Below are 23,479 nucleotides of genomic sequence, written 5' to 3'. Positions count from 1 at the left end.
CCGTATTGCGGATCCATTCTTGCCGCTTTAGGATCCAATCGTGACTTTCGTGATGCGCCCCGCCGAGGTGGATTCCTCCGAGCTCGAGGCCAAGCCCCTCGCCCCGCCGAACGCCGAGCCGCTGGCCGGCGAGATCATCGTCCGCGGCAAGGTCCAGTTCGTGAACGACGACCGCACGATCATCTCCGGAATCTGGGAGAGCGACCCGGGCACGTCGCGGTGGGAGTTCCTCACCCGCGGCGAGATCGTCCACATCCTCGCCGGACGCATGACCGTCCAGCGCGACGGCGAGGAGCCGGTCGAGCTCACCGCCGGCAGCGCCGCGTACTTCCCGATCGGATGGACGGGAGTGTGGAACGTCATCGACCCCGTCCGCAAGCTCTACGTCGTCTACAAGCCCGCCGCTTGAGCGATCTCGCGCCCACCCTCCTGCCCTCTCCCCTCTGAAAGACCGCGATCCATGCCACGCATCATCGATCTGAGCATCCCCGTCCACCCCGAGATGCTGCACTGGGGTCGCCGCCCGACGTACGAGATGGTGGAGGAGATCTCCGACACCAGCCCCAGCGAGGTCTCGCGGTGGCTCATCGGCGCCCACACCGGCACGCACGTCGATGCGCCGAGCCACTTCGTCAAGGGCGGCACGACCGTCGACTCGCTCCCGATCGACCACACCATCGGCGAGGCGCGCGTCCTCGACCTCCGTCACGTCGAGAAGGAGATCACCGCCGACGATCTCATCGCGGCCGGCGCGGAGGGCGCGAAGCGCGTGCTCTTCAAGACCCGCAACTCCACCGACGCCCTCACCCGCACCGAGAAGAGCGAGACGTGGGTCGGTCTCGGCCCGTCGGGCGCGCAGTGGCTCGTCGACAACGGCGTGGTGTTCGCGGCGAACGACTACATGACCATGGAGGCGCCCGACCACACCGTCGAGTGGCCGACGCACGTCATCCTGTGCAACGCCGGCGTCGTCATCCTCGAGAACGCGAACCTCGCCGCGGCCGAGCCGGGCGACTACTACCTGGTCTGCCAGCCCATCCCCTTCGAGGGGCGCGAAGCGGCACCGGCGCCGACGGTGCTCCTGACGCTCCCCGGCGCATGACGGCCTCCTTCTCGATGTCGGCGGAGCAGCGCGCGGCCGAGCTGGGCCTGCGGATCCCGGACTACACGAACCCCCCGTACGGCGGGCGCTACGGCGCGGGACTCAAGGCGTTCCACCGCACCGGCGACTTCGTCGAGCTCAGCGGGATCACCCCCGAGACGCGCGACGGCGCGCAGGTACATCCGGGCGTCGTCGGCACCGAGGTGTCGCTCGCCGACGCTCAGGATGCCGCCCGCCAGACCGCGATCAACAGCCTCGGCCTGATCCGGCTCGCCGTGGGATCGCTCGACGCCGTCGCCGGGCTCTCGCGCGCGCTGTGCTTCGTCCTGTGCGCCCCGGACTTCGACCGACTCAATGAGGTCTCCAACGGCGCCACCGATCTCTTCCTCGACGTCTTCGGCCCCGAGATCGGTGCCGTGGGCCGAGCGAGCATCGGCGCGACGAGCCTCACGCGCCGCAACAGCTTCGAGCTCTGGCTGAGCTTCGAAGCCCGCCCCCTCACCTGAATCTCCGGAGTCCTCATGCATGTCGTTCTCGTTCACGGCTCGGGCGGCAGCGCCCAGTCCTGGTCCTCGGTCGTCCCGCTGCTCGAGGCGGCCGGCATCCCGGTCACCGTGTCGGACACCCCCTCGCAGTCCCTCCACGACGATGTCGCGACCATCACGCGGATCATCGACGACATCGACGGGCCGGTGCTGCTCGTCGGACACTCGTACGGGGGCTCCATCATCACCGGCGCGGGCACGCACCCGCGCGTGCGCGGCCTCGTCTACATCGCGGCGTGGGTTCCCGACGAGGGCGAGAACATCCAGGAACTGGTCGGGCAGTACCCCGAAGCCGAGGTCGGCACCTGGTTCTCGCGCGGCGAAGACGGCAGCTGGATCCCGGACGATTCGCCCGCCGCACGGCAGGCGCTGGCCTGGGACGTTCCCCTGGACGTGTGGGAGCGGCGCCTCCACGATCGACGGACCTCGGCCGACGCCATCTTCACCGAGCGCAGCGGCCCCGCCGCCTGGCGCACGCGCCCGTCCTGGTACCTGATCGCGGAGGACGACAAGCACATCCACCTCGAGGGCCAGAAGCACATGGCCGCTCGCGCGGGCGCGCACATCCGGACGGTCGCGACCAGCCACGCCATCCCGTACGCCGCCCCCGAAGCCGTCGTCGCGATCATCGACGCGGCGCGGTCGTCCCTCGCCGAGTGACGAGGTCTCGACGCCTCAGCGAGACAGGGCGTCGAGATCCTTCACGAACCGTCCGCTCTGGACCACGGCGCGCACGCGCTGCGGATCCGCCAGCGCCGCGATGTCGCGGAGCGGGTCGACGTCGGCGATCACGAGGTCGGCGAGCTTGCCCGCCTCCACGGATCCCAGGTCGCCGTCGAGGCGGAGGAGACGGGCGCCCGCGAGAGTGCCGGCGTGCACGGCGGCCAGGGGAGACAGACCGACACGCACCAGGTGCGCGAGCTCGGTGAGGTTGCGGCCCTGCTCGTGGATCCCGGCATCCGTTCCCAGGGCGATCGGGACGCCCGCGGCGACCGCCGCGGAGATCGACGCGAGGCCGCGCTCTTGGCGGGCCTGACGCACCGGGTCCGCCGGGCCGGGCGGGACGCGCAGGAGAGTGCTGAGCGTCGGCACCAGCACGACACTGCGATCGCGCATCAGCGCGATCGTCTCGTCGCTGAGGTCGTAGCCGTGCTCGATGCTGGCCACCCCGCCCTCGACCGCCGCGCGCACGGCCGCATCGGTCTGGGCGTGGGCGGTCACGGGTTGACCGGCGCGACCGGCCATCTCGGTCACGATCGCGGCGACGTGCTCGCGCGGGAGCCCCGTGTCGCTCGGGGAATCGTGCGGGGAATGGACCCCGCCGGACGTGCAGACCTTGATCACGTCGGCACCCGTGCGCACGAGAGCGCGGACAGTGCGGACGACCTCGTCGAGGGTGTCGACGACCGCGCACCCCGACGCCAGCCCGCGCTCGGCCCACGCGGGCAGCGAGCCGTTCGCGTTCACGGGGTCCGCGTGCCCTCCGGTCGGCGAGAGCATCGAAATCGCGAGGTGCAGACGCGGACCGACGAGGGCTCCGGAGGCGATCGCCGAACGGTATCCGGGCGTCAGTCCGCTCAGGTCGCGCGCAGTCGTGACCCCCGCCTCGAGCGTCGACCGCAGGTTGCCGATCGCCGCGACGACGGCTTCCTCGGGGAACCACAGCCGCTGCGTCTCGGCATCCACGTTCGTACTCATCACGAGGTGCACGTGCGCGTCGACGAAGCCGGGCAGCACCCATCGGCCCCGCAGGTCGATCTCGCGACCCGGGACGTCACCGCCGCGGCGCGGACCGACGTAGACGAGGCGATCCCCGCGGATGCCGATCTCGACGTCGTCGAGCGGCTCCGCGCCGGTGCCGTCGATGACCGTGGCGCCCGTCAGGCGCACGTCGCCCGACGCCGCCGGAACCTCGGGCAGTCGTGCACTCATACGTCGAGCCGGAATCCGGGCGAACCGGGGTCGGCCTCCAGCAGGCGGCGGGTGTACCAGTGTTGAGGGTCGGCGTAGACCTGCTCCACCGGCCCGCTCTCGACGATGCGTCCGCGGTGCATGACGGCGACGACGTCGCTGACCCGCTGCACGACGGCGAGGTTGTGCGAGATGAACATCATCGACAGGTCCTGCTCGGCCTTGATCTCGGCGAGCAGGTCGAGGATCTGCGCCTGGACGGACACGTCCAGGGCCGAGGTGATCTCGTCCGCGATCACGAAGGCGGGATCGATGATGAGGCTGCGGGCGATCGCGACGCGCTGCCGCTGACCGCCGGAGAACTCGTGGGGATAGCGGTGCATCATGTCGCCGGAGAGCCCGACGCGCGTGAGCTCGTGGGCGATCCGATCCTCGAAACGCGCGACACGGCCCCGCCGCGGGTCGAGCGCCTCGGCCAGGGTCTGCCCGATCGTGCGCCGCGGCGAGAGCGAGGAGTACGGATCCTGCGGGATCATCTGCACGCGCCGCCGGTGGGCGTACGTCGCCCGTCGACCGTGCACGCGCGAGAGGTCGGTGCCGTCGACGTCGACGCGTCCGTGGCTCGGGGACGCGACGCCGACGAGGACCTTCGCCAGCGTGGACTTGCCCGACCCGGACTCACCGACGACGCCCACGGTGCGTCCGCGGGGCACCTCGAGCGACACTCCGTCCAGGACCGTGACCGCGCCGTATCGGACCCGGAGGTCCTCCACGACGACCATCGCTGCGTTCATCGCCCGTCCTCCTGACCGACGGATCCGACGCCGACCTCCACCACGGGAGACGCGGCCAGCAGTCGCTTCGTATAGGGGTGGGTGACGGAATCCTCCGTCATCCCGCGCACCTCGTCGATCCGCTCGACGATGCGGCCGTCCTTCATCACCAGCACCCGGTCGCACAGGGCCCGCACGACGCTGAGGTCGTGCGAGATGAACAGCATGGAGGTACCGGACTCGGCGTTCATCCGCTTGATCAGGGTGAGGACCTCTCGCTGGACGGTGACGTCGAGCGCCGTGGTCGGCTCGTCGGCGATCAGCAGCGCCGGTTCGGTGCTCATCGCGGAGGCGATCATCGCGCGCTGCTTCATGCCGCCGGACAGCTGATGGGGGTATTGCCGCAAACGGCCCTCCGGATCCGTGAGCATCACCGACCGGAACCGCTGCACGAGCAGATGCATGGCGGCGCGGCGGGTGTGCCGCAGCCGCACGCGCAGGACGTCGGTGAGCTGGATGCCGAGGATCAACGCCGGATTGAGCGCGGTGCCGGGATCCTGGTAGACGAATCCGATGCGCTCGGCCAGGAACCGGTCGGACACCCGGCCCGTCAGGTCGGTGCCGTCGAGCGTCAGCGTGCGGGCGCGGGCGTGGAGCCCTTCCCCGAGGAGACGTCCGACGACCGAGGCGGTGACGGACTTGCCGGAGCCGCTCTCTCCGACGATGCCGAGGATCTCGCCGCGGCGGATCGTGAAGGACACGTCCGAGACGAGAGCCCGCCCACTCCCGGCGTGCTGCACGTCGAGCCCGTCCACGACCACCAGGTCGCGTGGATCGCGGGCGATCGACGGCGCTCCCGGGGCCTTCAGCAGACGTGCACGGTCGGTGTTCGACCGCGGGTTGGCCGCGGCCGCGAGACCGTCACCGACCAGCAGCGCCGCGAGCGAGGTGATCGTGAGCGCGACGGCCGGACCGACGATCACGATCGGGTTGACCACGATCTTGCTGAGCCCCTCGCTGAGCAGACGCCCCCAGTCGAAAGCCGGCGACTGCGGCCCCAGCCCGATGAAGGACAGACCCGAGATCTCGACCAGCGACCCGGAGAAGGCCCCGGCGATGAGGATGAGGGTCGGTTCGGCCATGTTGGGGAGGATGTGGCGGAGGGCGAGCCTATGCGCCGGCACACCGAGCAGGCGCGCCGTCTGGACGTACTCGCTCGAGGCGATCTTGGCGGCGAGGTTCGCGGTCAGGCGCGCGAACCCGGCCATGTTGGCGATCGCGATCGCGATCACCAACTGCACGACGCCCTGCCCGAGGACGGCGGCGATGATGATCGCCACGAGCATCGTGGGGTAGCTGATCGCGAACTCGATGCCCCGCAGGCTCAGCTCGCGCAGACGACGCGGGGCGAGCCACGTCGCCACCCCGAGGGCGATGCCGACGATCGCCGACAGCGCCGTCGCGGACACGGCCATGAACACCGTCGGCTGGGTCGCGACGAGGGTGCGGGCGAGCATGTCGCGGCCGAGGGTGTCGGTTCCCAGCGGATGGTCGGGCGTGGAGGGGAGGTTCGGTGAGCCGCCCAGCTGCGTCGCCGCCGTGCCGAACAGCAACGGCGCGAAGATCGCGACCAGGGCGACGAGCCCGAGCAGCCCGACGCCGACGACCAGCGGCACGTTCCATCGGAAGGCGCGCGGCTTGGCGGGGATATCGGCCAGGAGGGCCGGGGGAAGGGTGTCAGCCACGCTGCTCTCCCAGGGTTCGCGGGTCGATGACGCCCAGCACGATGTCGATGATCAGCGTCGTCACGAGCGAGATCACCCCGATGACGAAGACGGCGGCACGGATGACGGGATAGTCCTTGTCGACCGCGATCGCCTGCACGATCACGCTGCCGAGCCCCGGCCAGGCGAACACCGCCTCGGTGATGAGCGCGGACCCGAGCAGGGCGGTGAGGATGATGCCCGACAGGGTCAGGGCCGTCGTGAGGAGGTTGGGCAGCATGTGCCGCGCGTAGATCGTCAGGGCGGGGAGGCGCCACCCGCGCGCGGAGCGCATGTAGTCCTGCTCGAGGATGACCGCGGTCTCTCGCCGCACGATTCGCGCGACCGAGCACAGTCCGCCCAGCGTCAGCGAGGCGATCGGGAGGATCGCGGCGGTGCCGAGGCTGTACGCGGGCGAGTAGGCCGGGGGAAGCACACGCAGGATGACGGCGAAGATGACGACGAAGGCCGTCGCCTGGACGTAGGTGGGGATGGAGGAGATGAGGGCGGTCACGCCGTTGAACCCGAGGTCGAGCGCGCGGCGGCGCCCGTTACGGGTGAGGACGCCGATGGTCATGCCGAGGGCGAGACCGAGGACCAGCAGCAGGATCACGGCGGGGATCGTCAGCGCCAGGGTGTTCGGTGCCGCCGCCATCACGACGTCCATCGCCGGAATGCGGTACTTGAACGAGTCGCCGAAGTCCCCCTGGGCGACGGCGACGACGTAGTTCCACAACTGGACCGGCAGCGGCTCGTTCAGGCCGAGCTGCTGACGCACCAGTTCGACCTGGGCGAGCGTGGCGTTCTCGCCGGCGATCGCGGTCGCGGGGTCACCGGGGATCAGCTGGACGATGAGGAAGGTCACCACGACCAGGAGGGCGAGGTTGATCACCAGCCCGATGCCGCGTCGGATCAGGAAGGCGCGCCAGGCGCCACCGAGACCGGCCGCGCGGGGCGACTCCTCGGTGGCGCCGTCGCCCGGACCGGAGGTCGCAGGAGTATCGGCGATCTGCGATGACATCGCGTCCTCTTCTCTCGTGATCCGGTCCGGGCGACGGGTGGGGGTCAGCCCGTGATGCGCATGGCCGTCGGGTCCCAGTACCCGGACAGCACGTGGGTGGCGAAGCCGTCGCGAGCGACGTAGCGGTGGGTGTCGGTGATGAGGGGCATCATGTCGACCCGCTCGAGGATGGTGCGCTGCGCCTCTTCGAAGCCCGCGCACTGTGCGGCCTGGTCCGTCGCGGCCATGCCCGCCTCGTAGGCGGCCACGCCCTCGGGGTTGTCGGTGTATGCGACGTTGGTGCCGCCGTTGGCGTAGGTCGGTCCGAGGTAGCGCGCGATGGAGAGGTGGATGAGTCCGGCCTCGGCGTTCTCAGCGGCGACAGCGAGGTCCCACGTCTCGGGCTGCGTACGCATCTGCTTCGACCAGTCGGCCGGGTCGGGCGCGCTCACCTGGACCGTCGCGCCCGCGGCGCGCAGCGACTCGGCGAGGTAGTCCGCGGCCGGGTTCCAGTTGGACATGATCAGCAGGCGGATCGTCTTGCCCGCGAGCACGGGTGCGGCCGCGGCCGGGTCGTACGACGACAGCAGCGAGGGCTCGTTGAGAGCGCACGAGTAGCTGGCGCTGTTGACCGTGAACTGCGGCTCGCCCAGCCCGTCGAGGCTGGCCTGGTTGAAGGCGTTGGGGTCGATCGCCTGGGTCACCGCGGTCCGCAGCGCCTTGTCACCGGCGAAGATCGAGCCGGAGTTCGGGTCCTCGTTGAACACGAGGTTGTAGGCCGAGCTCGAGAACGTGACCGCGCTGTAGCCGGGCTTGTCCTCGAAACGGGTGAAGTTCGAGTCGTAGAAGCGGGCGACGTCCACACCGCCGGACTCGAGCAGGTTGGCGCTGGTGTTGAGGTCGGCCTGGACCGTCAGGTTGAGCGTCTTCGCGGGCGTGCCCTGCACGGTCGTCCACGCCGGCCACGCGTCGTAGTCGTCGCGGAGGGTGTACTTCGCGCTCTTTCCCGCGACGGTTTCGGTGAGGGTGTACGGGCCGGAGAAGGCGTCGGCGACCGTTCCAGCCGCGAGGCCCTCGGGGTCGGCGAGACCCGCGGGGCAGATGATCCCGGTGCCGGGGCGGGTCAGACCGCTGAGCATCTGAGAGTAGGGCGCGGTGAGCGAGATCTCCACGGTTCCCGCGGCGTCGTCCGCGGCGAAGGTGGGGGTTCCGGGCCCGAAGGCCTGCGCCTTCCACGTCTTCGCGCCGCTGTCGTCGAGGCCGACGAGGTACTCGAAGGATGCCGCCACGACGCTGGGCGTGATCGCCGTGCCGTCCGCGCACGTCGCTCCCTTGCGGATGGTGAAGGTGTAATCCGACGCGGAGTTGGCCGTCCACTCCGTGGCGAGTCCACCGACGAGCGGCTCGGAGTCACCCTGTCGCAGCAGCGTGTCGAATCCGAGACGCGCGGTGTACAGGTCCGACGTCGCCGTCGCCTTTGCCGGGTCGAAGGTCGCCGGGGCGTACCAGAGCTCGGTGTTGATGGTGTCGGCGACGGCTCCACCACCCGCATCGGGGGCGGTGGAGGCGGCGCAACCGGTGACGGTCAGAGCCGCAGCGGCCGCCAAGGCGATACCGGCGAGCGTCCGTGTTCTCGTCATGATGGGTTCTCCCAGGTGTTCGGGTACAGCATTCGGGGCGCGTCGCCACGGTGGCGGGCAGTTCCATTTTGGATCCAAAATGTTTATTTACGCATCCAATATTGTTTCAGATATGTTACGGATCGTCACGAGCGCGAGAACAGCCCGTCCGCGACATCGGCCGCGGTGATGAGGGAGTCCCGCTGGAGGTAGGCGATCGCCTCCAGCGCGGCGTCGTGCGCGCGCCTGCTGGACCCGGCGACGCAGTCCGTCAGCACCCGCACGCGGTAGTCGTGCTGATGGGCGTCGACGGCGGTGTAGTGGATGCAGACGTCGGTGAGCCCTCCCACCAGCAGAACCGTGTCCGCCCGATAGGACTTCAGGACGAGCTCGAGCTCCGTGGCGAAGAACGCCGAGTACCGACGCTTGCGGATGACGAACTCCTCCGGGCGCGGCTCCAGCCACGCGGCGAGCTCGGTCCCGGGGTCGCCCTCGATGCAGTGGACTCCCTCGGCGCCGTCGAGCTCGCGCCCGATGTCCACCAGGCTCGGCTTGTGGACCTCCTGGATGAAGACCACCGGCACACCGTTCTCACGGCACGCGGCGATGAGATCCCGGACGCGCGGAGCCCGCTCCGCCCTTCCGTCCATGACGGGGATTCCCGCGGTCGGCTCGGTCCCGGCGCCGCCCTGGATGTCGACGACCACGAGCACGGGACGCTCCACGCCCTCCCACACCGCGGTCATGCCGCCCCTCCGAACCGCCCGGAACGGACGTGGGCGAAGGGCAGCAGCTCCCCCACCTCGACCGCGACGTGCTCCCCGTGCGAGGAGACCCACACCCGCGCGTCCGGGGCGTGCTCCGTCAGCAGCTCGGCGCACACGCCGCACGGCTCGATGAGGTGCTCCGTCCCCGCGGGGCGGCGCAGCACCGACACGATGGAGCGCACCGCCTCTCCGGAGGCGGCCGCGGCGCTCACCGCGGCGGACTCCGCGCAGATCGACGCCCGCCCGGCGCTGGACTCCACGTGCAGGCCCGTCACGACCGACCCGTCCGCGAGGCGGAAGGCGCTGGCGACCTCGTGGCGCCCCACGACGTACCGGCGACGCAACAGGTCGAGAGCCCGCCCGAGCAGAGCGGCATCCGGCTCATCCATCCCGTCGGGGATGCCGTCGAGGAGCGGGCGAGCGGAGGCGGCGGTCATCCGGCATCCAGTCCGAGGAGTCGGGCGAAGTTGCCGCCCTCCACGAGCGCCCGGTCGGCGGGGTCGGTCACGACCTTGGCGATCTTCAGGCGCTCGAGGTCGAAGTCGGAGCCGGGCCACTCGGTGCCCATGAGGATCTTCGCGGCGCCGAGGCGGGCGTAGGCGCGCTTGACGTCCGCCATGAGCGTCGCGGAGGTCTCGAGGTACACGTTCTCGCGACGCTCGGCGACGATGATCGCCTCGGGGACGTTCCATACGGCACCCATGTGCGCGATGATCGTCGGCACGTCCGGGTGATCCTTGACGATCTCCTCGATCGCGAACGGCGCGCAGAACGCGTCATCCAGCGCGTTGATGATCACCGTCATCCCGTGCCGGGCGCACTCCCGGAAGACCGGGTCGAGGAGCCCGTGGTCGGCCACGTGGTACCCGTGCATGCTCGGGTGAAGCTTCAGTCCGCGGATGCCGGCTTCGGCGAGCCGGGTGATCTCGTCGATCGCGTCGTCGGCCTGCGGCATGACCTGTCCGAACCCGATGAATCGGTCGGGGTGCGCATCCTGCAGCCCGATGATGAAGTCGTTCTCGATCCGCTGCGCCAGCGAGCACACCATCGCCATGTCGACGCCCGCGGCATCCATGCGGTCGATGATGCGGCGCGGGTCGAACGGAACGTGTGCGGGCGGCTCCTCGCCGGGGCGCGCTCCCGAGAGGTAGTCCGAACGTCCGCGGACGTTCTGCGTGGTGTTGTACGCGTCGATGATCTGCATCGATCGCCCTCCTCGGCTCGGGACTCGTTGATAGGATCCATTTGACACTAGATCGGATCCAAAATGAAACCCCGGGGGCCATTGTCATGATCCAGACCGTTCTCGGGCCGATCGAGCCGTCCCAGCTGGGGCGGACCTCCACCAACGAGCACGTGCTCGCCGACTCCCGGCATCTGCGTCGCCCCACCCGTGAGGGCACATGGTGGGACGGGGAGGTTCGCGCGGAGACGCTGGGCGACCTGCGGTGGAACTGGCTGGCGCTGCCCGACAACCTCTACCTGGATTCCGCCGACGTCGCCGTCGAGGAACTCGCCCTCGCCCACGGCGACGGGCTGCAGGCGGTCGTCGAGGCGACGTCGGTGGGGATGGGACCCGATCCGTCGCGCCTGCCGGAGATCTCCCGACGCGCCGGCGTCCACATCGTCGCCGCCTACGGCAGCTACATCGACAAGACGCTCCCCGCGGAGTGGAAGGCGCAGACCGACGACGCGATGCGCGCGGCGTTCGAGGAAGCGCTCTCCCGGGCGGTCCCCGGCGCCGACTTCCCGGCCGGTCTGCTCGGGCTCATGGGCACCAGTGCCGAGATCACCCTCCCCGAGGAGCGAGCGCTGCGCGCGGCCGCTTCCGCCGCCGTCGAGGCGCGTTGCGCCGTCTCGATCCGCCTGGATGCCGCCGCCCGGCGCGGGCCGGAGGTCGCGGCACTGTTGGCCGACGAAGGCATGGACCCCCGCCGCATCCTGTTCTGCAACATCGACAAGGTCCTGGATGCCGCGTACGTGCGCGACATCGTCGACACCGGCGCCGTCGTGGAGTTCGCGTTCGGAAGCGAGAACTACTTCGCGGACGGCGCGCGGGATGCCACCGACGGCGAGCGCCTCGCCTTCCTGCTCGACCTGTGCGAAGACCGCCCCGATGCCCGCATCACGATGTCGGCCTCGGTGTGGACGAAGGGCCAGCTCGCCCGCCACGGCGGCATGGGGTACGGCCACGTCGTCCGCCGCATCGTGCCCGTCCTGGAGCGGGCGGGAGTGCCTGCTGCGCGCATCGACCGGATGCTGATCACGGAGCCGGCCACCCTGCTCGATCGGGGCTGACCCCCACCGCCCGCACCGCGACCCGGCTTCCGTGGATCGACGGCGGTGGAGCGGTGGCACCCCGTCATCGTCGCGCGCGCGTGTTGCCGGGCTGTTTCGATCAGCGATCGCGGCGGCGTCGTCCCCCGAGAGAACGCCCGGAAGTCGTCAGAGCGGGAGGGCGGCGGGCGCCGCGCCGACGTGACCGAGAACGTCTTCGAGGGCCGCGCCGACGGCGAGGAGGGCCAGGTCGCCGCGCGACGCGCCGACGATCTGCATCCCCACCGGCAGGCCCGCGTCGGTGAAGCCCGCGGGCGTCGCGAGCACGGGGTGGCCCGTGACGGTGAGACGGCACGCCGCCCGCTGCCAGAGGAAGTAGCGCTCGAACGTCGTCCCGTCGACCTCGGCCACCCATTCCACCTCCGCCGGCGGCGCCGCCACCGGAGTCGCGGGGTAGATGATGCCGTCCAGTCCCTGCAACGCCGCGGCCGTGCGCCGGAACAGCACCGTCCGATGCGCCAGCGCCGCCGCGTACGCGTCGGCGGTGAGCGCGCGACCCTCGGCGACGTTGCGCAGGTAGTCGTCGCGAAAGCCCGACCTGCCCTCGTCGAAACGGGCCTTGCCGTCGGCGCCGAAATTGAACATCTCGATGGCCTGCCAGGACTCGTCGGCGCCGTCGAGGTCGGGTTCGACATCGATGATCTCGACCCCGGCCGCCTCGAGCACCTGCCGCGCCGCACGCAGGACGGCGCGCACCTCGGGATCGATCGGCAGACCGCCGACGTCCTCGCTCCAGCCCAGCCGGATCGAGCGGGGATCCCGGACAGGCAGAGTCAGGAACGCCTCCGCGTCCTCGACCCACGACAGCGGCGCCAGATCGTCACGCCCCGTGATCCCGGACAGCAGCCGCGCGGCGTCCCGCGAGTCGCGGGCCATCGGCCCCAGGACCCCGTGAGGGTCCCAGCCGTTCCCGGTGCGCGCGCTCGGCACGGTGCCGGGGGTCGGCCGAAGGCCCACGATGTTGCAGAGGGAGGCGGGGTAGCGGATGCTCCCGCCGCTGTCGGATCCGTCGGCGATCGGCAGCATGCCCGCGGCGAGCGCGGCACCCGCGCCCCCGCTCGATCCGCCGGCGTGACGGCTCAGGTCCCAGGGGTTGCGACACACCCCGCGCACGGGGTTGAAGGTCAAGGTCCCCAGGCCCGCCTCGGGGGTGTTGGTCTTCCCGATGATGAGGGCACCCGCGCGACGGAGATTGGTCGCCAGCAGGCTGTCGTGCGTCGCGGGACCGGCGTCGCGATACGCGGCGGAACCGTGCGAGGTGGGCAGACCCGCGACGTCGATGAGGTCTTTCACCCCGGTCGGGAGTCCGTGCAGGGGCCCGAGACGGTCGCCGCGTGCGACGGCTCGATCGGCCTCGAGTGCCATGTCCATCGCTTCTCGCTCGGAGACGAGCGACACGAAGGCGGCCACATCGGACTCCACCTCGGCGATGCGGTCGAGGTGCACGCGCATGACCTCGGCCGCCGAGATCTCGCCGCCGGCGATTCCCTCCGCGAGGGCGGTGGCGCTCCAGCGGTACAGAGGAGTCTCGGTCATGCGCGGGGGTCCTTTCGGTAGACGGTGCACCCGGCGACGGTGGTGCGGAGCACGGAGAGGCTGCGCAGCTCGTCGATGGGGACGGCCGTGGGGTCAGTGGGCCAGAGCACCCAGTCGGCGCACGCGCCCGGGGCGATCACGCCGCGGTCATCCTCGGCGTAGGCCGCCCGGGCCGCGCCGGTGGTGTAGGCGGCGAAAGCCTCGTCGAGGGTGAGGGCCTCGGCCGGGTCGAGCGGGCGATCGTCGCCCGCGATGTGCCGCGTGACGGCCTGCCACATGAGGTGCCGGGGGTCGAAGGCGAAGAAGGGGCCGTCGGAGCCGAATGCGACGGTGGCCCCGCTGTCCAGCCAGCTGCGAAGGGGGTTGGCGCGCTCCGCCCGCTCCCCCAGGGCCGCCCGCAGGCCCGCCCCGTTGTGCCAGATGATCGAGGGCTGCACCGAGGCGATCACCCCGACGCGCGCGGCCTGCGCCATCGCCTCCGCGGGGGTCTCGAGGTAGCCGTGGATGACCTGGAACCGCAGATCCGGAACCGCGTCGCCCGCCGCACTCGCGGCATCCACCGCCAGCGCCACCGCCGCAGATCCGACCGCGTGCGTGCCGACGCCCCAGCCGTGCGTGCCGCACCAGGCGACGAGGCGCCGGTACTGGTCTTCGGGGATGCGCTGGAGCCCGGTGTAGCCCGAACCGTCCCAGGGGCGCTCCAGCCACGCCTGACCCTTCAGCGCCTCACCGTCGAGGTAGACCTTGATGCCGCCGAGCGACAAGACGTCGTCGCCGAACCCGGTCGCCGCGCCGATCCCGGCGAGTCGGGCGATCAGGGCGTCGATCTCGTCGGCCTCCCCGGTCGTGAGCTCGAGGAACGGCATCGCGACGGTACGCATCGAGAGGAGTCCGCGCTGCCGCGCCACCTGGTACCCGCGCATCTCGTCGGGAGTGACCGCGGGATCGACGACGGTGGTGATGCCGAGCGCGTGCAGGAGCGGCTGGACGCGCTCCAGGGCCCGGATCCGGTCGTCGAACGGCGGATGCTCGGGCCCGTCGTCGTCGAAGCTGTCGCGCATGGCCGCGATGAAGCGGTCGACGTCGTCGTCCGGCTGCAGGTAGTCCAGGGCCTTCAGACCCGCACGCTGCATGTGCATGTGGGCGTCGATGAGCCCCGGGGTGACGACACCGTGCAGCCCCTCCTCGCGCACTCGCCCTGCCCAGCGCTCCCGCACGTCGCCGACCCGTCCGACGTCGCGGACGCGACCGCCGGCCACCACGAACGCGTCGGCGTCGGGGTGGTCGGAGGTCATCGTCACCACGCGGTCCGCGCGGTACAGGACGGCATCCATGCTCAGGCCTCGGGGATCGCGATCACGACGCTCTTGCTCTCGAGGAAGCCGCGCAGGCCCTCCTCGCCGAGGTCGCGGCCGAGGCCCGAGTCCCCCGTGCCGCCGAACGAGAGCGCGGGGTCGAAGAGGTTGTACGTGTTGATCCACACGGTCCCGGCATCCAGCGCCGCCGCCATCCGGTGGGCACGACCGAGATCGCGGGTCCAGACGCCCGCGGCCAGACCGTACGCGCTGTCGTTGGCGATGCGGACGGCATCCGCCTCGTCGTCGAAGGGGATGATGCCGACCACGGGGCCGAAGATCTCCTCGCGGGCGATGCGCATGTCGTTGCGGACGTCGGTGAACAGGGTGGGCTCGACGTAGAACCCGGGCTCGCGCACACCGCCGCCGGCGAGCAGCGTGGCGCCCTCGTCGACGCCGGTGCGGATGTAGCCGAGCACACGCTCGCGCTGTTCTTCCGACACGAGGGGTCCGACGGTGATGCCGCCGTCGAGACCGTCTCCGACGGGCACGCGGGCTACGGCGGCGGCCATCCGCTCGGTCATCTCCGCCAGGATCGAGCGCTGCACCAGCAGCCGGCTCCCCGCGGTGCACATCTGCCCGGAGTGGCCGAACGAGGCGCGCATCGCGGTGAGGACGGCGGCATCCAGGTCGGCATCCTCGAAGACGATGTTCGGGCTCTTGCCGCCCAGCTCCAGCGTGACGCGCGTGAAGTCGTCGGCGGCGGCGTGCGCGACCAGGCGTCCGACCTCGGTGGAGCCGGTGAAGGTGATCTTCGCGATGCCCGGGTGCGCGGTCAGTGCCGCTCCGACCGAGCCGTCGCCGGTGAGGATGCTGACCGTGCCGGCCGGCACCCCCGCCTCGGCGAGGATGCCGCCGAGCCGCAGCAGCGTCAGCGGGGTGTCCTCGGCGGGCTTGGCGACCACGGGGCACCCGGCGGCGAGCGCGGGGGCGAGCTTGAACGCCGCCGTCATGATCGGGAAGTTCCACGGCAGGATGATCGCGACAGGTCCGACCGGTTCCTGCAGCGTGTAGACGTGGTGCGCACCGCCGTCGACCGGGACGACCGTGCCGCCGAGACGCGAGGGCGCCCCGGCGTAGTGACGGAACGTGCGTGCGGCCATCGCGGTGTCGGCGCGCGAGCGTTCGATGGGCTTGCCGTTGTCACGCGTCTCGAGGATCGCGAGCTCTTCGAGCTGCTCCTCGATGAGGTCGGCGACCCGGTTCAGGATGCGCGCCCGCTCGAGCGGCGCGAGCCCGCGCCAGCGGCGGTCGGCGTGCGCCTGGACGGCGACCGCGACGGCGACGTCGACGTCCTCGGCCGTGGCGTCGGCCACGGTGGTCAGCACCTCGCCGGTGGCGGGGTCGATGACCGCGCGCGCGGCGCGCTCGCCGCGCGGCATCCACTCTCCCCCGAGAAGGAACGGTTCGTACTCGGGCAGGGCCGTGACGGTGGTGCGAAGGCTCATGCTCGTCCTCAGAAGATCTCGAAGTACTCGCGCTGCTCCCAGTCGGAGACATGACGAAGGTAGCGGGCGAACTCCGCCCTCTTGATGGTCGCGTACCAATCGACGACGACATCACCGAGGGCCGCACGGAAGACCGTGTCGGCCTCGAGCGCGTCGACGGCCTCGCCGAGGGATGCCGGCAGCGACGGCGCCTCGGTGCGGTAGGGGTCGGTGGTCGGCGCCGGCGGGATGAGACCGCGGTCGATGCCGTCGACGCCGCTGATGACCTGCGACGCGATGTAGAGATACGGGTTGGCCGCGGGCTCGCCCGACCGGTTCTCCAGGCGCGTCGCGGGGTCGCCGACGCCACCGACGGCGCGCACCATGGCGCCCTTGTTGTCGATCCCCCACGCGATGCGGTCCGGTGCCAGCGAGTTCGGCTGATACCGCTTGTACCCGTTCACGGTGGGCGTGGTGAAGGCGGCGGCCGCCGCGGCGTGCGCGAGCACTCCCCCGAGGTACGCGGAGCCCAGCAGCGACAGCGTCGTGCCGGGTGCGTCGGGCACGAACGCGCCGCGTCCGGTCTCCCGTTCGGTGAGGGACTGGTGCAGGTGCCAGCCGGTCGAGGCGCCCTCGGCCCCCTGCGGGCGCGCCATGAAGGTCGCGTGATACCCCAGGCCCGCGGCGATCCGGCGGACGGCGGTGCGGCACAACACGATGGCATCCGCGATCTCGGCGGCGGAACCTGCCTCCATCGTGATCTCGAACTGGCTGGGGCCGAACTCCAGCTCGATCGAGCGCAGCGGGAGGTCGAGCAGCGTGAGCCCGCGGTACAGCGCGTCCACGAGCGGCTGCATGCGGTCGAGCCCCTCCTCGAGCAGCAGCTGCGATCCGCGGGTGGTGGGCGCCGTCATCGACGCGGCACCCGGACGGCCGGGAGCCCCCAGGTGCTCCGCGGCGAGAGCGGCATCCTCGGTCCGGAAGACGTGGAACTCCAGCTCCGCGCCCACGGTCATGTCGTAGCCGCGCGAGGCGAGCGTCGTCAGCTCGTTGCGGAGGATCGTGCGCGTGCAGAAGGGCACGGGCGATCCGTCGGGGAAGCGCAGGTCGCACAGGATCCACGCCGTCCCGGGCGCCCACGGCAGCACCCGGAAGGTCGTCGGGTCGGGCACGAGCACGATGTCGCCGGCGCCGCTGAACCCCGCGACACCCACGCCCGTCTCGGCGCTGAACACCGAGAACACGGACTGACCCGAGGTGTCCTTGAGCAGCAGCGAGCTCGGCGCCGTGACGCCGGAGCGCATCGCCGCGGTGATCCCGCCGCGCGCGATCGTCTTGCCGCGGAGGATGCCGTGCTGATCGACGAACGAGAAGCGCACCATGTCGATGCCGAGCTCGTCGATCACGCGACGCATCTGACCGGCGGCGGCGTACTGTGCCTCGCTCCACAGGCCGTGCCGGTGCACGAATCCCTCGCGGTCGGCCGCCAGCATCGGTCGCGCCGAGATTCCGCCGCCGCTCTCGGACACAGGGCGCTCGTCGACGTTGCGCTCACGCATCGACGGTCTCCTCGGCGGTCGCCTTGGGGGCCGCCCACGGCGAGGCCGAGCGGCGCTCCTGCTCGCGCTGGATCCACCGCTCCTGCCACGCGTCGTTGGCCGAGATCGTGTCCATCGCGAGGGGGCCGGTGAGCTTCGCGGCCTCCTCTGCGCTCACGGGGTGCGAGGGCGTCTGCCCGCCCGCGGCGAAGGAGTCGATCGCGCGGAGGAGCAGGCGACGGTTGGCGGTGACGGCGCGATCCGAGACGCCGAGGCGCTCGACCGTGCGGTCCTGGATCGGGCCCATGCTCTCGACGGCCCACTGGTCGTGGACGTTGATGTCCAGGCCCATGCCCGTGTAGGTGAGGTCCTTCTGCTCCTGCGGGTCGAAGCCCCAGTTGTTGTCGCGGTTGCGGACGGGGCGGTAGTCCGGCAGTGTGACGCCCTCGAGGCGCTGCTGCAGCAGCGTGTCCTTGTCGGTGACCTCGGCGAAGTCGTACCAGATCATGTACCAGTAGTGGTGCTCGTCGTCGATCGGCACGTGCCACTGCGTGAACACCTTGGTGTTGCCGAACGGGACGACGAACGCGTTCGGGAACATGAGGTTCGTCACGCGGACGTGCTTGATGTCTTCGGTGAGCTGCCGCAGCGCGAAGACGCGGAGGCCGTGGTCGGCGCTCTCGACCTCGATATCGGGGCGGTAGCTCTCACCCACGAGCATCGAGAGCTTCTTTCCCGTGCCCTCGACCTCCTCGGCGAACTGCTGCCCGTACATCTCGCGCGGGTCCTCCTGGATGAAGCGGTGCAGGAACGACACGTGGCTCGGGTCGATGCCGCCCTCCAAGCCCTGCAGCCAGTTGCAGTCCCACAGGCCCTTGAAGGCGAAGGTGTACTCCTCGGGCGCGACGAAGCAGTCGTAGTCCGGGAACGGCGGCGGGTCGCCCGCGCCCATGTAGGTGAAGATGATGCCGTTCTTCTCCACGCACGGGTAGTTGGCGATGCGGATCTTGCCGAGGAACTGGCTGTGCTCGGGCTCGGCCGGCTGCTCGACGCACTTGCCCTCGCCGTTGTAGAGCCACCCGTGGTAGAGGCACCGGATGCCGTCCTCCTCGAGGCGGCCGTAGGACAGGTCGACGCCGCGGTGGGCGCAGTAGCGGCTGATGAGCCCCCAGCCCTCGCGCTTCTTGAACAGCACGAGGTCTTCGCTCATGATGCGGACGGCCTTCACAGGCCGTTCCCCCGGCATCTCGGACACGAGCGCGGCCGGCTGCCAGTACGAGCGCAGGAGGTTGCCGAGCGGCGTACCCGGCCCGGAGCGGGTGATCTTCTCGTTGTCTTCCTGCTTCAGCATCGCCGTCGCCCTTCGTGGTCGGTATCGGATGTGTGGGACAGGCCCTCAGGCCTGGAGGACGAGGAGGGGGCACGCCGACCGCGAGACGCACACCATCATGCAGTCGTTCGCGGCGCGCTCCTGAGTGGTGAGGACGAAGTCGCGGTGCTCGACCTCGCCCTCGAGGACGCCCGTCTCGCAGCTGCCGCAGATGCCCTCCTCGCAGTCGGAGAGCACGTCGACGCCGGCGCTGCGCATCACCTCGAGCACCGACTGCTCGGGCTCGACGGTGAGTTCGACGCCGGTGAGGGCGAGGCGCACCGAGAACGGGCCGCCGGGGGCGTAGTCCACGACGGGGGCGGTGAAGTACTCCCGGTGCAGACGACCGGATGCCTCGGGCACCAGCTGCGTGATCTCTTCGAGCATGCGCGCCGGACCGCAGGCGTACACGGCGGCGTTCGGGTGCGCGGCCAACTCGGCCGCGAGGTCGGCGCGGACGCCCTCGTCGCGCGCGACGACGTCGATCGTGCCGCCGGGGATCGTGGCGAGGTCGTCGAGGAACGCCATGCGGGTGCGCGAAGCGCCGAGGTACAGCACCCGCCAGGGCACCTCCGCCGCTGCGGCGGCGCGCACCATGGGCAGCACCGGGGTGATCCCGATCCCGCCCGCGACGAACAGGTACTCGTCCGCGGGCTCGAGGCCGAAGTGGGTGCGGGGTCCGCGCAGCGACACGACGTCGCCCGGGCGCAGCCGCTCGTGCACGGCCCGCGAGCCTCCCCGGCTCTGCTCTTCGTGCAGCACCGCGATCCGGTAGCGACCGGAGCCGGGATCGCCGCACAGGGAGTACTGGCGGACAGGGGCTCCGGGGATCTCGAGGTCGACATGGGCGCCCGGGGTCCACGCGGGCAGCGGCCCGTCAACGCCCTCGAGCTCCACCGCCATCACGTCGGGAGTCTCGAGCGTCAAGGAGCGCACGCGGGCCCGGAGCTCGGCGGCATCCTCTCGCGTCGTCATATTTGGATCCTAACAGATACATATTGGATCCAGAACCTTTCACCTGGGAGCCAGAGTCGCGTGGATTGCGTGGGATCGGCCGCCCCGTCTGCTAGGTTCGCAAGTCGCGGGAGCGCGACCACGACCGACGAAGAGGGGCACCATGGCCGCACGGGGGGACACCGACATCTCGTCGACGGGAGGGCACGCCCTCGTCGACGAGATCGCCGCCAAGATCCGAGATCGGATCATGTCGGGAGACATCCCCATCGGCGCGCAACTCCGTCAGGCCGAGCTCGCGAACGACTTCGGCGTGAGCCGCACCCCGGTGCGCGAGGCGCTGCGCCAGTTGCAGACCGGCGGACTGATCGAGGTCCTCCCCAATCGCGGTGCCGTCGTCCGTGTTCCGGCACCGTGGGAGGTGCGCGAGGCCTACGAGGTCCGCGCCGAACTCGAGGCGCTCGCCGCCGCACGCGCCGTCGAGCGCATCTCGCGAGGCGACGTGGCCCGGCTGCGCGAGGCGAACCAGGACATGTACGACCGCTCACTCGCACGTGAGCGCGGCGAGGCGGACTCCGCGCTCGCCAGCCGGCGCGAGAACGACGTGTTCCACAACACCATCGCGGAGGTGTCGGCGAACGCCCGCCTCGCGCGCGCGATCGAGGAGATCAACGAGACCTTCCCGCGCAACGTGTCGGCACAGCTGCTGGTGGGCGACGACCGCCACCGCGAGGAGAACTTCCAGGAGCACGTGCGCATCATCGAGGCGATCGAGCGCGGGGATGCCGAGGCTGCGCGCCGCGAGATGCGCGAGCACGTGCTGAAGGCCGGCGAACAGCTGGCGCGGTGGTACGAGCGGCGCTCGTCGACGGTGTTCACCGGCTAGGTCTTCCTGAGACCAGCGTGACAGCTGGTGTCACGCCAGTCTCAGTAAATCACCGGCGTGGCACCTCCCGTCACGTCGGTTTCCGTGAGGGCCTGGGCCCGCCCCCGGGCACCCAGCCGCTCCGCCAGATGTTTCTTCGTCGACACCCCGAGCTTCCCGTAGGCGCTGCGCAAGTGCGACTTGACGGTGTTGGGACTCAGGTGAAGACGCGCCGCGATCTCGAGATTCTTCAATCCGTCCACCGCGAGTTCGACGACGTCCATCTCACGTCCGCTCAGTTCATCGGGGGCGCGCGTGAGCCTGCGGGTCGGGAGAGCGCGGATGCGAGCGGCCACGGCATCCTCCCCACGCTCGGTGAGGACATCCACCACGCGCCGTCGGACGTCCGGGGACGTGTTCCGGAACGGCGAGAAGTGCGCGTGCGAGAGGGCGAGGGAGACCGCTTGCCGAATCTGCACTTCAGAGGTCGGGCCCTCGTCGATTTCGGCCGCCAGAAGCAGCGCGGGAATGAGGACGCGGGGCCGAGAGCCGTCGACGCTCACGAGCGGGCGCACGACGCTACGAGCCTGATCCGACCGCCTTCCGTCGATGAGGTGCTGGGCCCGGACGATGGCCTCGAGCTGCGAGAGGATCCACGTCCGCTCCGAGGACGCACCGGGGCCGGGCCCGCTGGCGGCCCGTGAGGGCCGCCGAAGCTGGACGACCAGGAGCTGGCGCACCGCGGCGACCATCTCGGCGTGGGCGGGCGACCCGACGCCGCGCGTCGCGAGGGACTCGACGAAGCCGTCGAAGTCGGCCAGGAGCGACTCCCGCCCGTCCCGTCTCGCCGCCGCCAACGAGATGCGGGCGACGAAATACGGCGCCCAGTATGCGGGGGCGTCCGCGATGCATACACCCGACAGGAGAACGGCGGCTGCCTCGTGGTCGAGACGATCCAGGTGGATCCAGGCCTGTGCGATGAGGCCCGGCACGGCGGCTTCCGGGGACGGGGAGACCTCGGCGAGGATCGCGAACGCATCGCTGTGACGGCCGTCGAGCGCGTGCATGAGCGCCGCGCCACCGGCCGAGGCGACGGCCGATGCGCGGTCTTCCAGCCCGCGCGGGCGCTGATGCACCTCGGCGAACTGAGCGAGGGCGTCGGAGAAGCGTCCGACCTGCACGAAGGTCGTCGCCCATTCGTATCTCATGGCCGGAAGCGACGATGCGAGATCCAGGACGACGTCGGCGGGAAGCTCGGTCAGGAACCGGCACGCGGCGTCGACGCGCCGGGCGGCGATGGCCGTTCGTCCGAGCGTGCGCGCGGCGACGGCGTGTCTCGTGAGGGAGAGAAGCCGGTCCAGCGGTGTCCCGCGCGGGACGGTGCCGACGGCGGCCGGATCGAGGTGGTCTTCGAGATACCGCCGATAGTGACGCAACTGAGGGTTCCCGCGGTAGACCTCCTCCGACATGGCATCCAGGGTCAGGAGGAGCTCCCGCGGGTGATCGCTCCGCAACTCGTCCCAATGGTCCGCCAGGACACGCAGTACCGCGTGGCCCCCGCCGGCGTTGCGCGCGGCCAGCAGGCGATCGAGGGAACCGACGTCGGCGGAGGTGGACATGGGCTAGCGGCTCGCCACGACGGCGGCACCGTGGGGAACCACGTCGAACGCCGCGACGTTCTCTCGGACGACCCGCCAGCGACGGGACGTGGAACGGCGGGCGTACAGTCGCCCGTCGGCTCCGAGGGCGTAGACGGCGGTGAGCCCATTGGGAAGCGTCGCGGTGCGCAGGAGGGCGGGGCGGGCGCGACGAGGAACCGACTCAGCCAGGATGTCGAGACCGGTGTCGCTCCCGTCGGCACCGGCGCCCCGATACCCGCGGATGCCGCGAGCCACCTCGTCCCACTCCTCCTTCCCCGGCAGCAGGCGGCGCAGGAGGCCCGTCGCGTCGAGAGCGAAGAGGACGCGAACCCCTGACGAGTCGACGAGCGAGCGCACCTCCGTCACGGAGGTTCCCGGCGGCAGCGACGGGAGGTGCTGAGGCGGCATTCCGAAGGCGTCCACCACGGTGCTCCGGACTCGCGGGCGACCGATCACGGGCCGCAGCCGGGTCGCGGGCACCAGCCCGGTCGTCTGCGCGGACGACGGCAGCACCGGTGTACGGACCACGGCTCGGCGCCGAAGCGACGTGCCGTCCGTCATGAGCCCGCCCCGGCACGGGCCCGAGCCGGTAGCCGTCGTCCCGCCTCCGGGATAACTTCGCGCATCTGCATCCCCCGCATCAGGTCTCAGTCCTCCGGCAGAAGCGCGAGCAGCGCCCCGGAACCGATGAGCCATTCCGTGTCGCCGCCCGAGGTGGTGCGGGCGGCTGCGGGCAGCGCGCCCGGGTTGCTCTGCAGATATGGGCCGGCGAAGCCGACAGTCGCGTGTTCGGCCAGGTGCGGGTAGAAACGGCTGATCTTCTCAGTCGCACCGTCGACATAGACGCGTGCGCCGAGGTCGGCGTCCGGGTGGGAGGTCAGAAGCTGCTCCACCCGGCTGAGGACGACCTCGCATCCTCCACACCCGACGCGGAGGTACAGAGAGATCTGGGGGCCGTGTGTGTCCATCGATGAGTCC

23 protein-coding genes are annotated in these 23,479 nt (G+C 70.8%); 6 read left to right on the top strand and 17 right to left on the bottom strand.

The annotated features are described in order from the left end of the window. Positions 1 to 40: 40 nt before the first annotated feature. From AC3E6M_RS14950 to AC3E6M_RS14935, 4 genes are read left to right on the top strand one after another with little or no spacing between them, the layout of a single operon-like run. Positions 41 to 409, top strand: coding sequence for a cupin domain-containing protein (locus AC3E6M_RS14950; RefSeq protein ID WP_483820801.1), 369 nt, complete (start codon positions 41 to 43; stop codon positions 407 to 409). 51 nt (positions 410 to 460) lie between these two features. Continuing rightward, the gene (locus AC3E6M_RS14945; protein ID WP_138174515.1) at positions 461 to 1,102 is read left to right on the top strand and encodes a cyclase family protein; all 642 of its coding nucleotides are present in this window, start codon (positions 461 to 463) and stop codon (positions 1,100 to 1,102) included. Further along, positions 1,099 to 1,608: a RidA family protein gene (locus AC3E6M_RS14940; protein ID WP_138174517.1), complete on the top strand. Its 510-nt coding sequence runs from the start codon at positions 1,099 to 1,101 to the stop codon at positions 1,606 to 1,608. Before AC3E6M_RS14945 ends, AC3E6M_RS14940 begins: the two co-directional genes overlap by 4 nt. Positions 1,609 to 1,623: 15 nt before the next feature. Beyond that, positions 1,624 to 2,307, top strand: coding sequence for an alpha/beta fold hydrolase (locus tag AC3E6M_RS14935; RefSeq protein WP_138174519.1), 684 nt, complete (start codon positions 1,624 to 1,626; stop codon positions 2,305 to 2,307). 15 nt (positions 2,308 to 2,322) lie between these two features. Here AC3E6M_RS14935 and AC3E6M_RS14930 read toward each other — a convergent pair whose 3' ends face one another. The 8 genes from AC3E6M_RS14930 to AC3E6M_RS14895 form a co-directional block, all read right to left on the bottom strand. Next, a complete protein-coding gene (locus tag AC3E6M_RS14930; RefSeq protein WP_138174520.1) occupies positions 2,323 to 3,579 on the bottom strand; it encodes a metal-dependent hydrolase family protein in 1,257 nt (418 codons plus the stop codon). Continuing rightward, positions 3,576 to 4,352, bottom strand: a complete 777-nt coding sequence (locus tag AC3E6M_RS14925; protein WP_138174522.1) for an ABC transporter ATP-binding protein — start codon at positions 4,350 to 4,352, stop codon at positions 3,576 to 3,578. The genes AC3E6M_RS14930 and AC3E6M_RS14925 overlap by 4 nt, the downstream gene beginning before the upstream one ends. After that, positions 4,349 to 6,076 carry a dipeptide/oligopeptide/nickel ABC transporter permease/ATP-binding protein gene (locus AC3E6M_RS14920; RefSeq protein WP_138174524.1) on the bottom strand — a complete coding sequence of 576 codons (1,728 nt, stop codon included), beginning with the start codon at positions 6,074 to 6,076 and terminating at the stop codon, positions 4,349 to 4,351. The genes AC3E6M_RS14925 and AC3E6M_RS14920 overlap by 4 nt, the downstream gene beginning before the upstream one ends. Then, positions 6,069 to 7,115, bottom strand: coding sequence for an ABC transporter permease (locus AC3E6M_RS14915; protein WP_292900573.1), 1,047 nt, complete (start codon positions 7,113 to 7,115; stop codon positions 6,069 to 6,071). The genes AC3E6M_RS14920 and AC3E6M_RS14915 overlap by 8 nt, the downstream gene beginning before the upstream one ends. A gap of 44 nt (positions 7,116 to 7,159) precedes the next feature. After that, positions 7,160 to 8,734 carry an ABC transporter substrate-binding protein gene (locus AC3E6M_RS14910; RefSeq protein ID WP_490530394.1) on the bottom strand — a complete coding sequence of 525 codons (1,575 nt, stop codon included), beginning with the start codon at positions 8,732 to 8,734 and terminating at the stop codon, positions 7,160 to 7,162. Positions 8,735 to 8,859: 125 nt separating this feature from the next. Further along, positions 8,860 to 9,459 (bottom strand): cysteine hydrolase family protein, encoded by a 600-nt coding sequence (locus AC3E6M_RS14905; protein ID WP_490530393.1) that lies wholly within the window; start codon positions 9,457 to 9,459, stop codon positions 8,860 to 8,862. Continuing rightward, on the bottom strand, positions 9,456 to 9,917 hold the full coding sequence (locus tag AC3E6M_RS14900; RefSeq protein ID WP_138174532.1) for a cytidine/deoxycytidylate deaminase family protein: 462 nt from the start codon (positions 9,915 to 9,917) through the stop codon (positions 9,456 to 9,458). Before AC3E6M_RS14900 ends, AC3E6M_RS14905 begins: the two co-directional genes overlap by 4 nt. Continuing rightward, a complete protein-coding gene (locus tag AC3E6M_RS14895; RefSeq protein ID WP_138174534.1) occupies positions 9,914 to 10,684 on the bottom strand; it encodes an amidohydrolase family protein in 771 nt (256 codons plus the stop codon). Before AC3E6M_RS14895 ends, AC3E6M_RS14900 begins: the two co-directional genes overlap by 4 nt. Positions 10,685 to 10,770: 86 nt before the next feature. Here AC3E6M_RS14895 and AC3E6M_RS14890 point away from each other — a divergent pair, with 86 nt between their 5' ends. Then, positions 10,771 to 11,778 (top strand): phosphotriesterase family protein, encoded by a 1,008-nt coding sequence (locus AC3E6M_RS14890; protein ID WP_490530392.1) that lies wholly within the window; start codon positions 10,771 to 10,773, stop codon positions 11,776 to 11,778. 147 nt (positions 11,779 to 11,925) lie between these two features. Here AC3E6M_RS14890 and AC3E6M_RS14885 read toward each other — a convergent pair whose 3' ends face one another. From AC3E6M_RS14885 to AC3E6M_RS14860, 6 genes are read right to left on the bottom strand one after another with little or no spacing between them, the layout of a single operon-like run. Beyond that, a complete protein-coding gene (locus tag AC3E6M_RS14885; RefSeq protein WP_138174538.1) occupies positions 11,926 to 13,353 on the bottom strand; it encodes an amidase in 1,428 nt (475 codons plus the stop codon). Beyond that, entirely contained in the window at positions 13,350 to 14,687 is a 1,338-nt protein-coding gene (locus tag AC3E6M_RS14880) for an amidohydrolase (protein ID WP_490530391.1), read from the bottom strand. The genes AC3E6M_RS14885 and AC3E6M_RS14880 overlap by 4 nt, the downstream gene beginning before the upstream one ends. Before the next feature lie 2 nt (positions 14,688 to 14,689). Beyond that, positions 14,690 to 16,156 (bottom strand): aldehyde dehydrogenase family protein, encoded by a 1,467-nt coding sequence (locus tag AC3E6M_RS14875; protein ID WP_138174542.1) that lies wholly within the window; start codon positions 16,154 to 16,156, stop codon positions 14,690 to 14,692. 8 nt (positions 16,157 to 16,164) lie between these two features. Then, on the bottom strand, positions 16,165 to 17,694 hold the full coding sequence (locus AC3E6M_RS14870; protein ID WP_138174544.1) for a glutamine synthetase family protein: 1,530 nt from the start codon (positions 17,692 to 17,694) through the stop codon (positions 16,165 to 16,167). Then, on the bottom strand, positions 17,687 to 19,024 hold the full coding sequence (locus tag AC3E6M_RS14865; protein WP_138174546.1) for a Rieske 2Fe-2S domain-containing protein: 1,338 nt from the start codon (positions 19,022 to 19,024) through the stop codon (positions 17,687 to 17,689). Before AC3E6M_RS14865 ends, AC3E6M_RS14870 begins: the two co-directional genes overlap by 8 nt. Positions 19,025 to 19,069: 45 nt before the next feature. Next, complete coding sequence (locus AC3E6M_RS14860; RefSeq protein WP_490530390.1) at positions 19,070 to 20,017, bottom strand: PDR/VanB family oxidoreductase; 948 nt, start codon at positions 20,015 to 20,017, stop codon at positions 19,070 to 19,072. Between the two features lie 142 nt (positions 20,018 to 20,159). Between AC3E6M_RS14860 and AC3E6M_RS14855 the strand changes: the two genes are divergently transcribed. Continuing rightward, positions 20,160 to 20,882 carry a GntR family transcriptional regulator gene (locus AC3E6M_RS14855; RefSeq protein ID WP_138174550.1) on the top strand — a complete coding sequence of 241 codons (723 nt, stop codon included), beginning with the start codon at positions 20,160 to 20,162 and terminating at the stop codon, positions 20,880 to 20,882. A 41-nt stretch (positions 20,883 to 20,923) separates the two neighbouring features. On the opposite strand, the gene AC3E6M_RS14850 is transcribed toward AC3E6M_RS14855, so the two are convergent. From AC3E6M_RS14850 to AC3E6M_RS14840, 3 genes are all read right to left on the bottom strand, one after another. Beyond that, positions 20,924 to 22,480: a helix-turn-helix transcriptional regulator gene (locus AC3E6M_RS14850; RefSeq protein WP_490530389.1), complete on the bottom strand. Its 1,557-nt coding sequence runs from the start codon at positions 22,478 to 22,480 to the stop codon at positions 20,924 to 20,926. A 3-nt stretch (positions 22,481 to 22,483) separates the two neighbouring features. After that, entirely contained in the window at positions 22,484 to 22,867 is a 384-nt protein-coding gene (locus tag AC3E6M_RS14845) for a hypothetical protein (protein WP_490530388.1), read from the bottom strand. 281 nt (positions 22,868 to 23,148) lie between these two features. Next, a complete protein-coding gene (locus AC3E6M_RS14840; RefSeq protein ID WP_490530386.1) occupies positions 23,149 to 23,469 on the bottom strand; it encodes a hypothetical protein in 321 nt (106 codons plus the stop codon). Positions 23,470 to 23,479: the final 10 nt, after the last annotated feature.

It is taken from the genome of Microbacterium sp. SCPM-O-B-15248 (M128) (assembly GCF_058214835.1).
The sequence above is the reverse complement of the archived record's forward strand: the minus strand, read 5'-3'. Positions and strand labels throughout refer to the sequence as shown.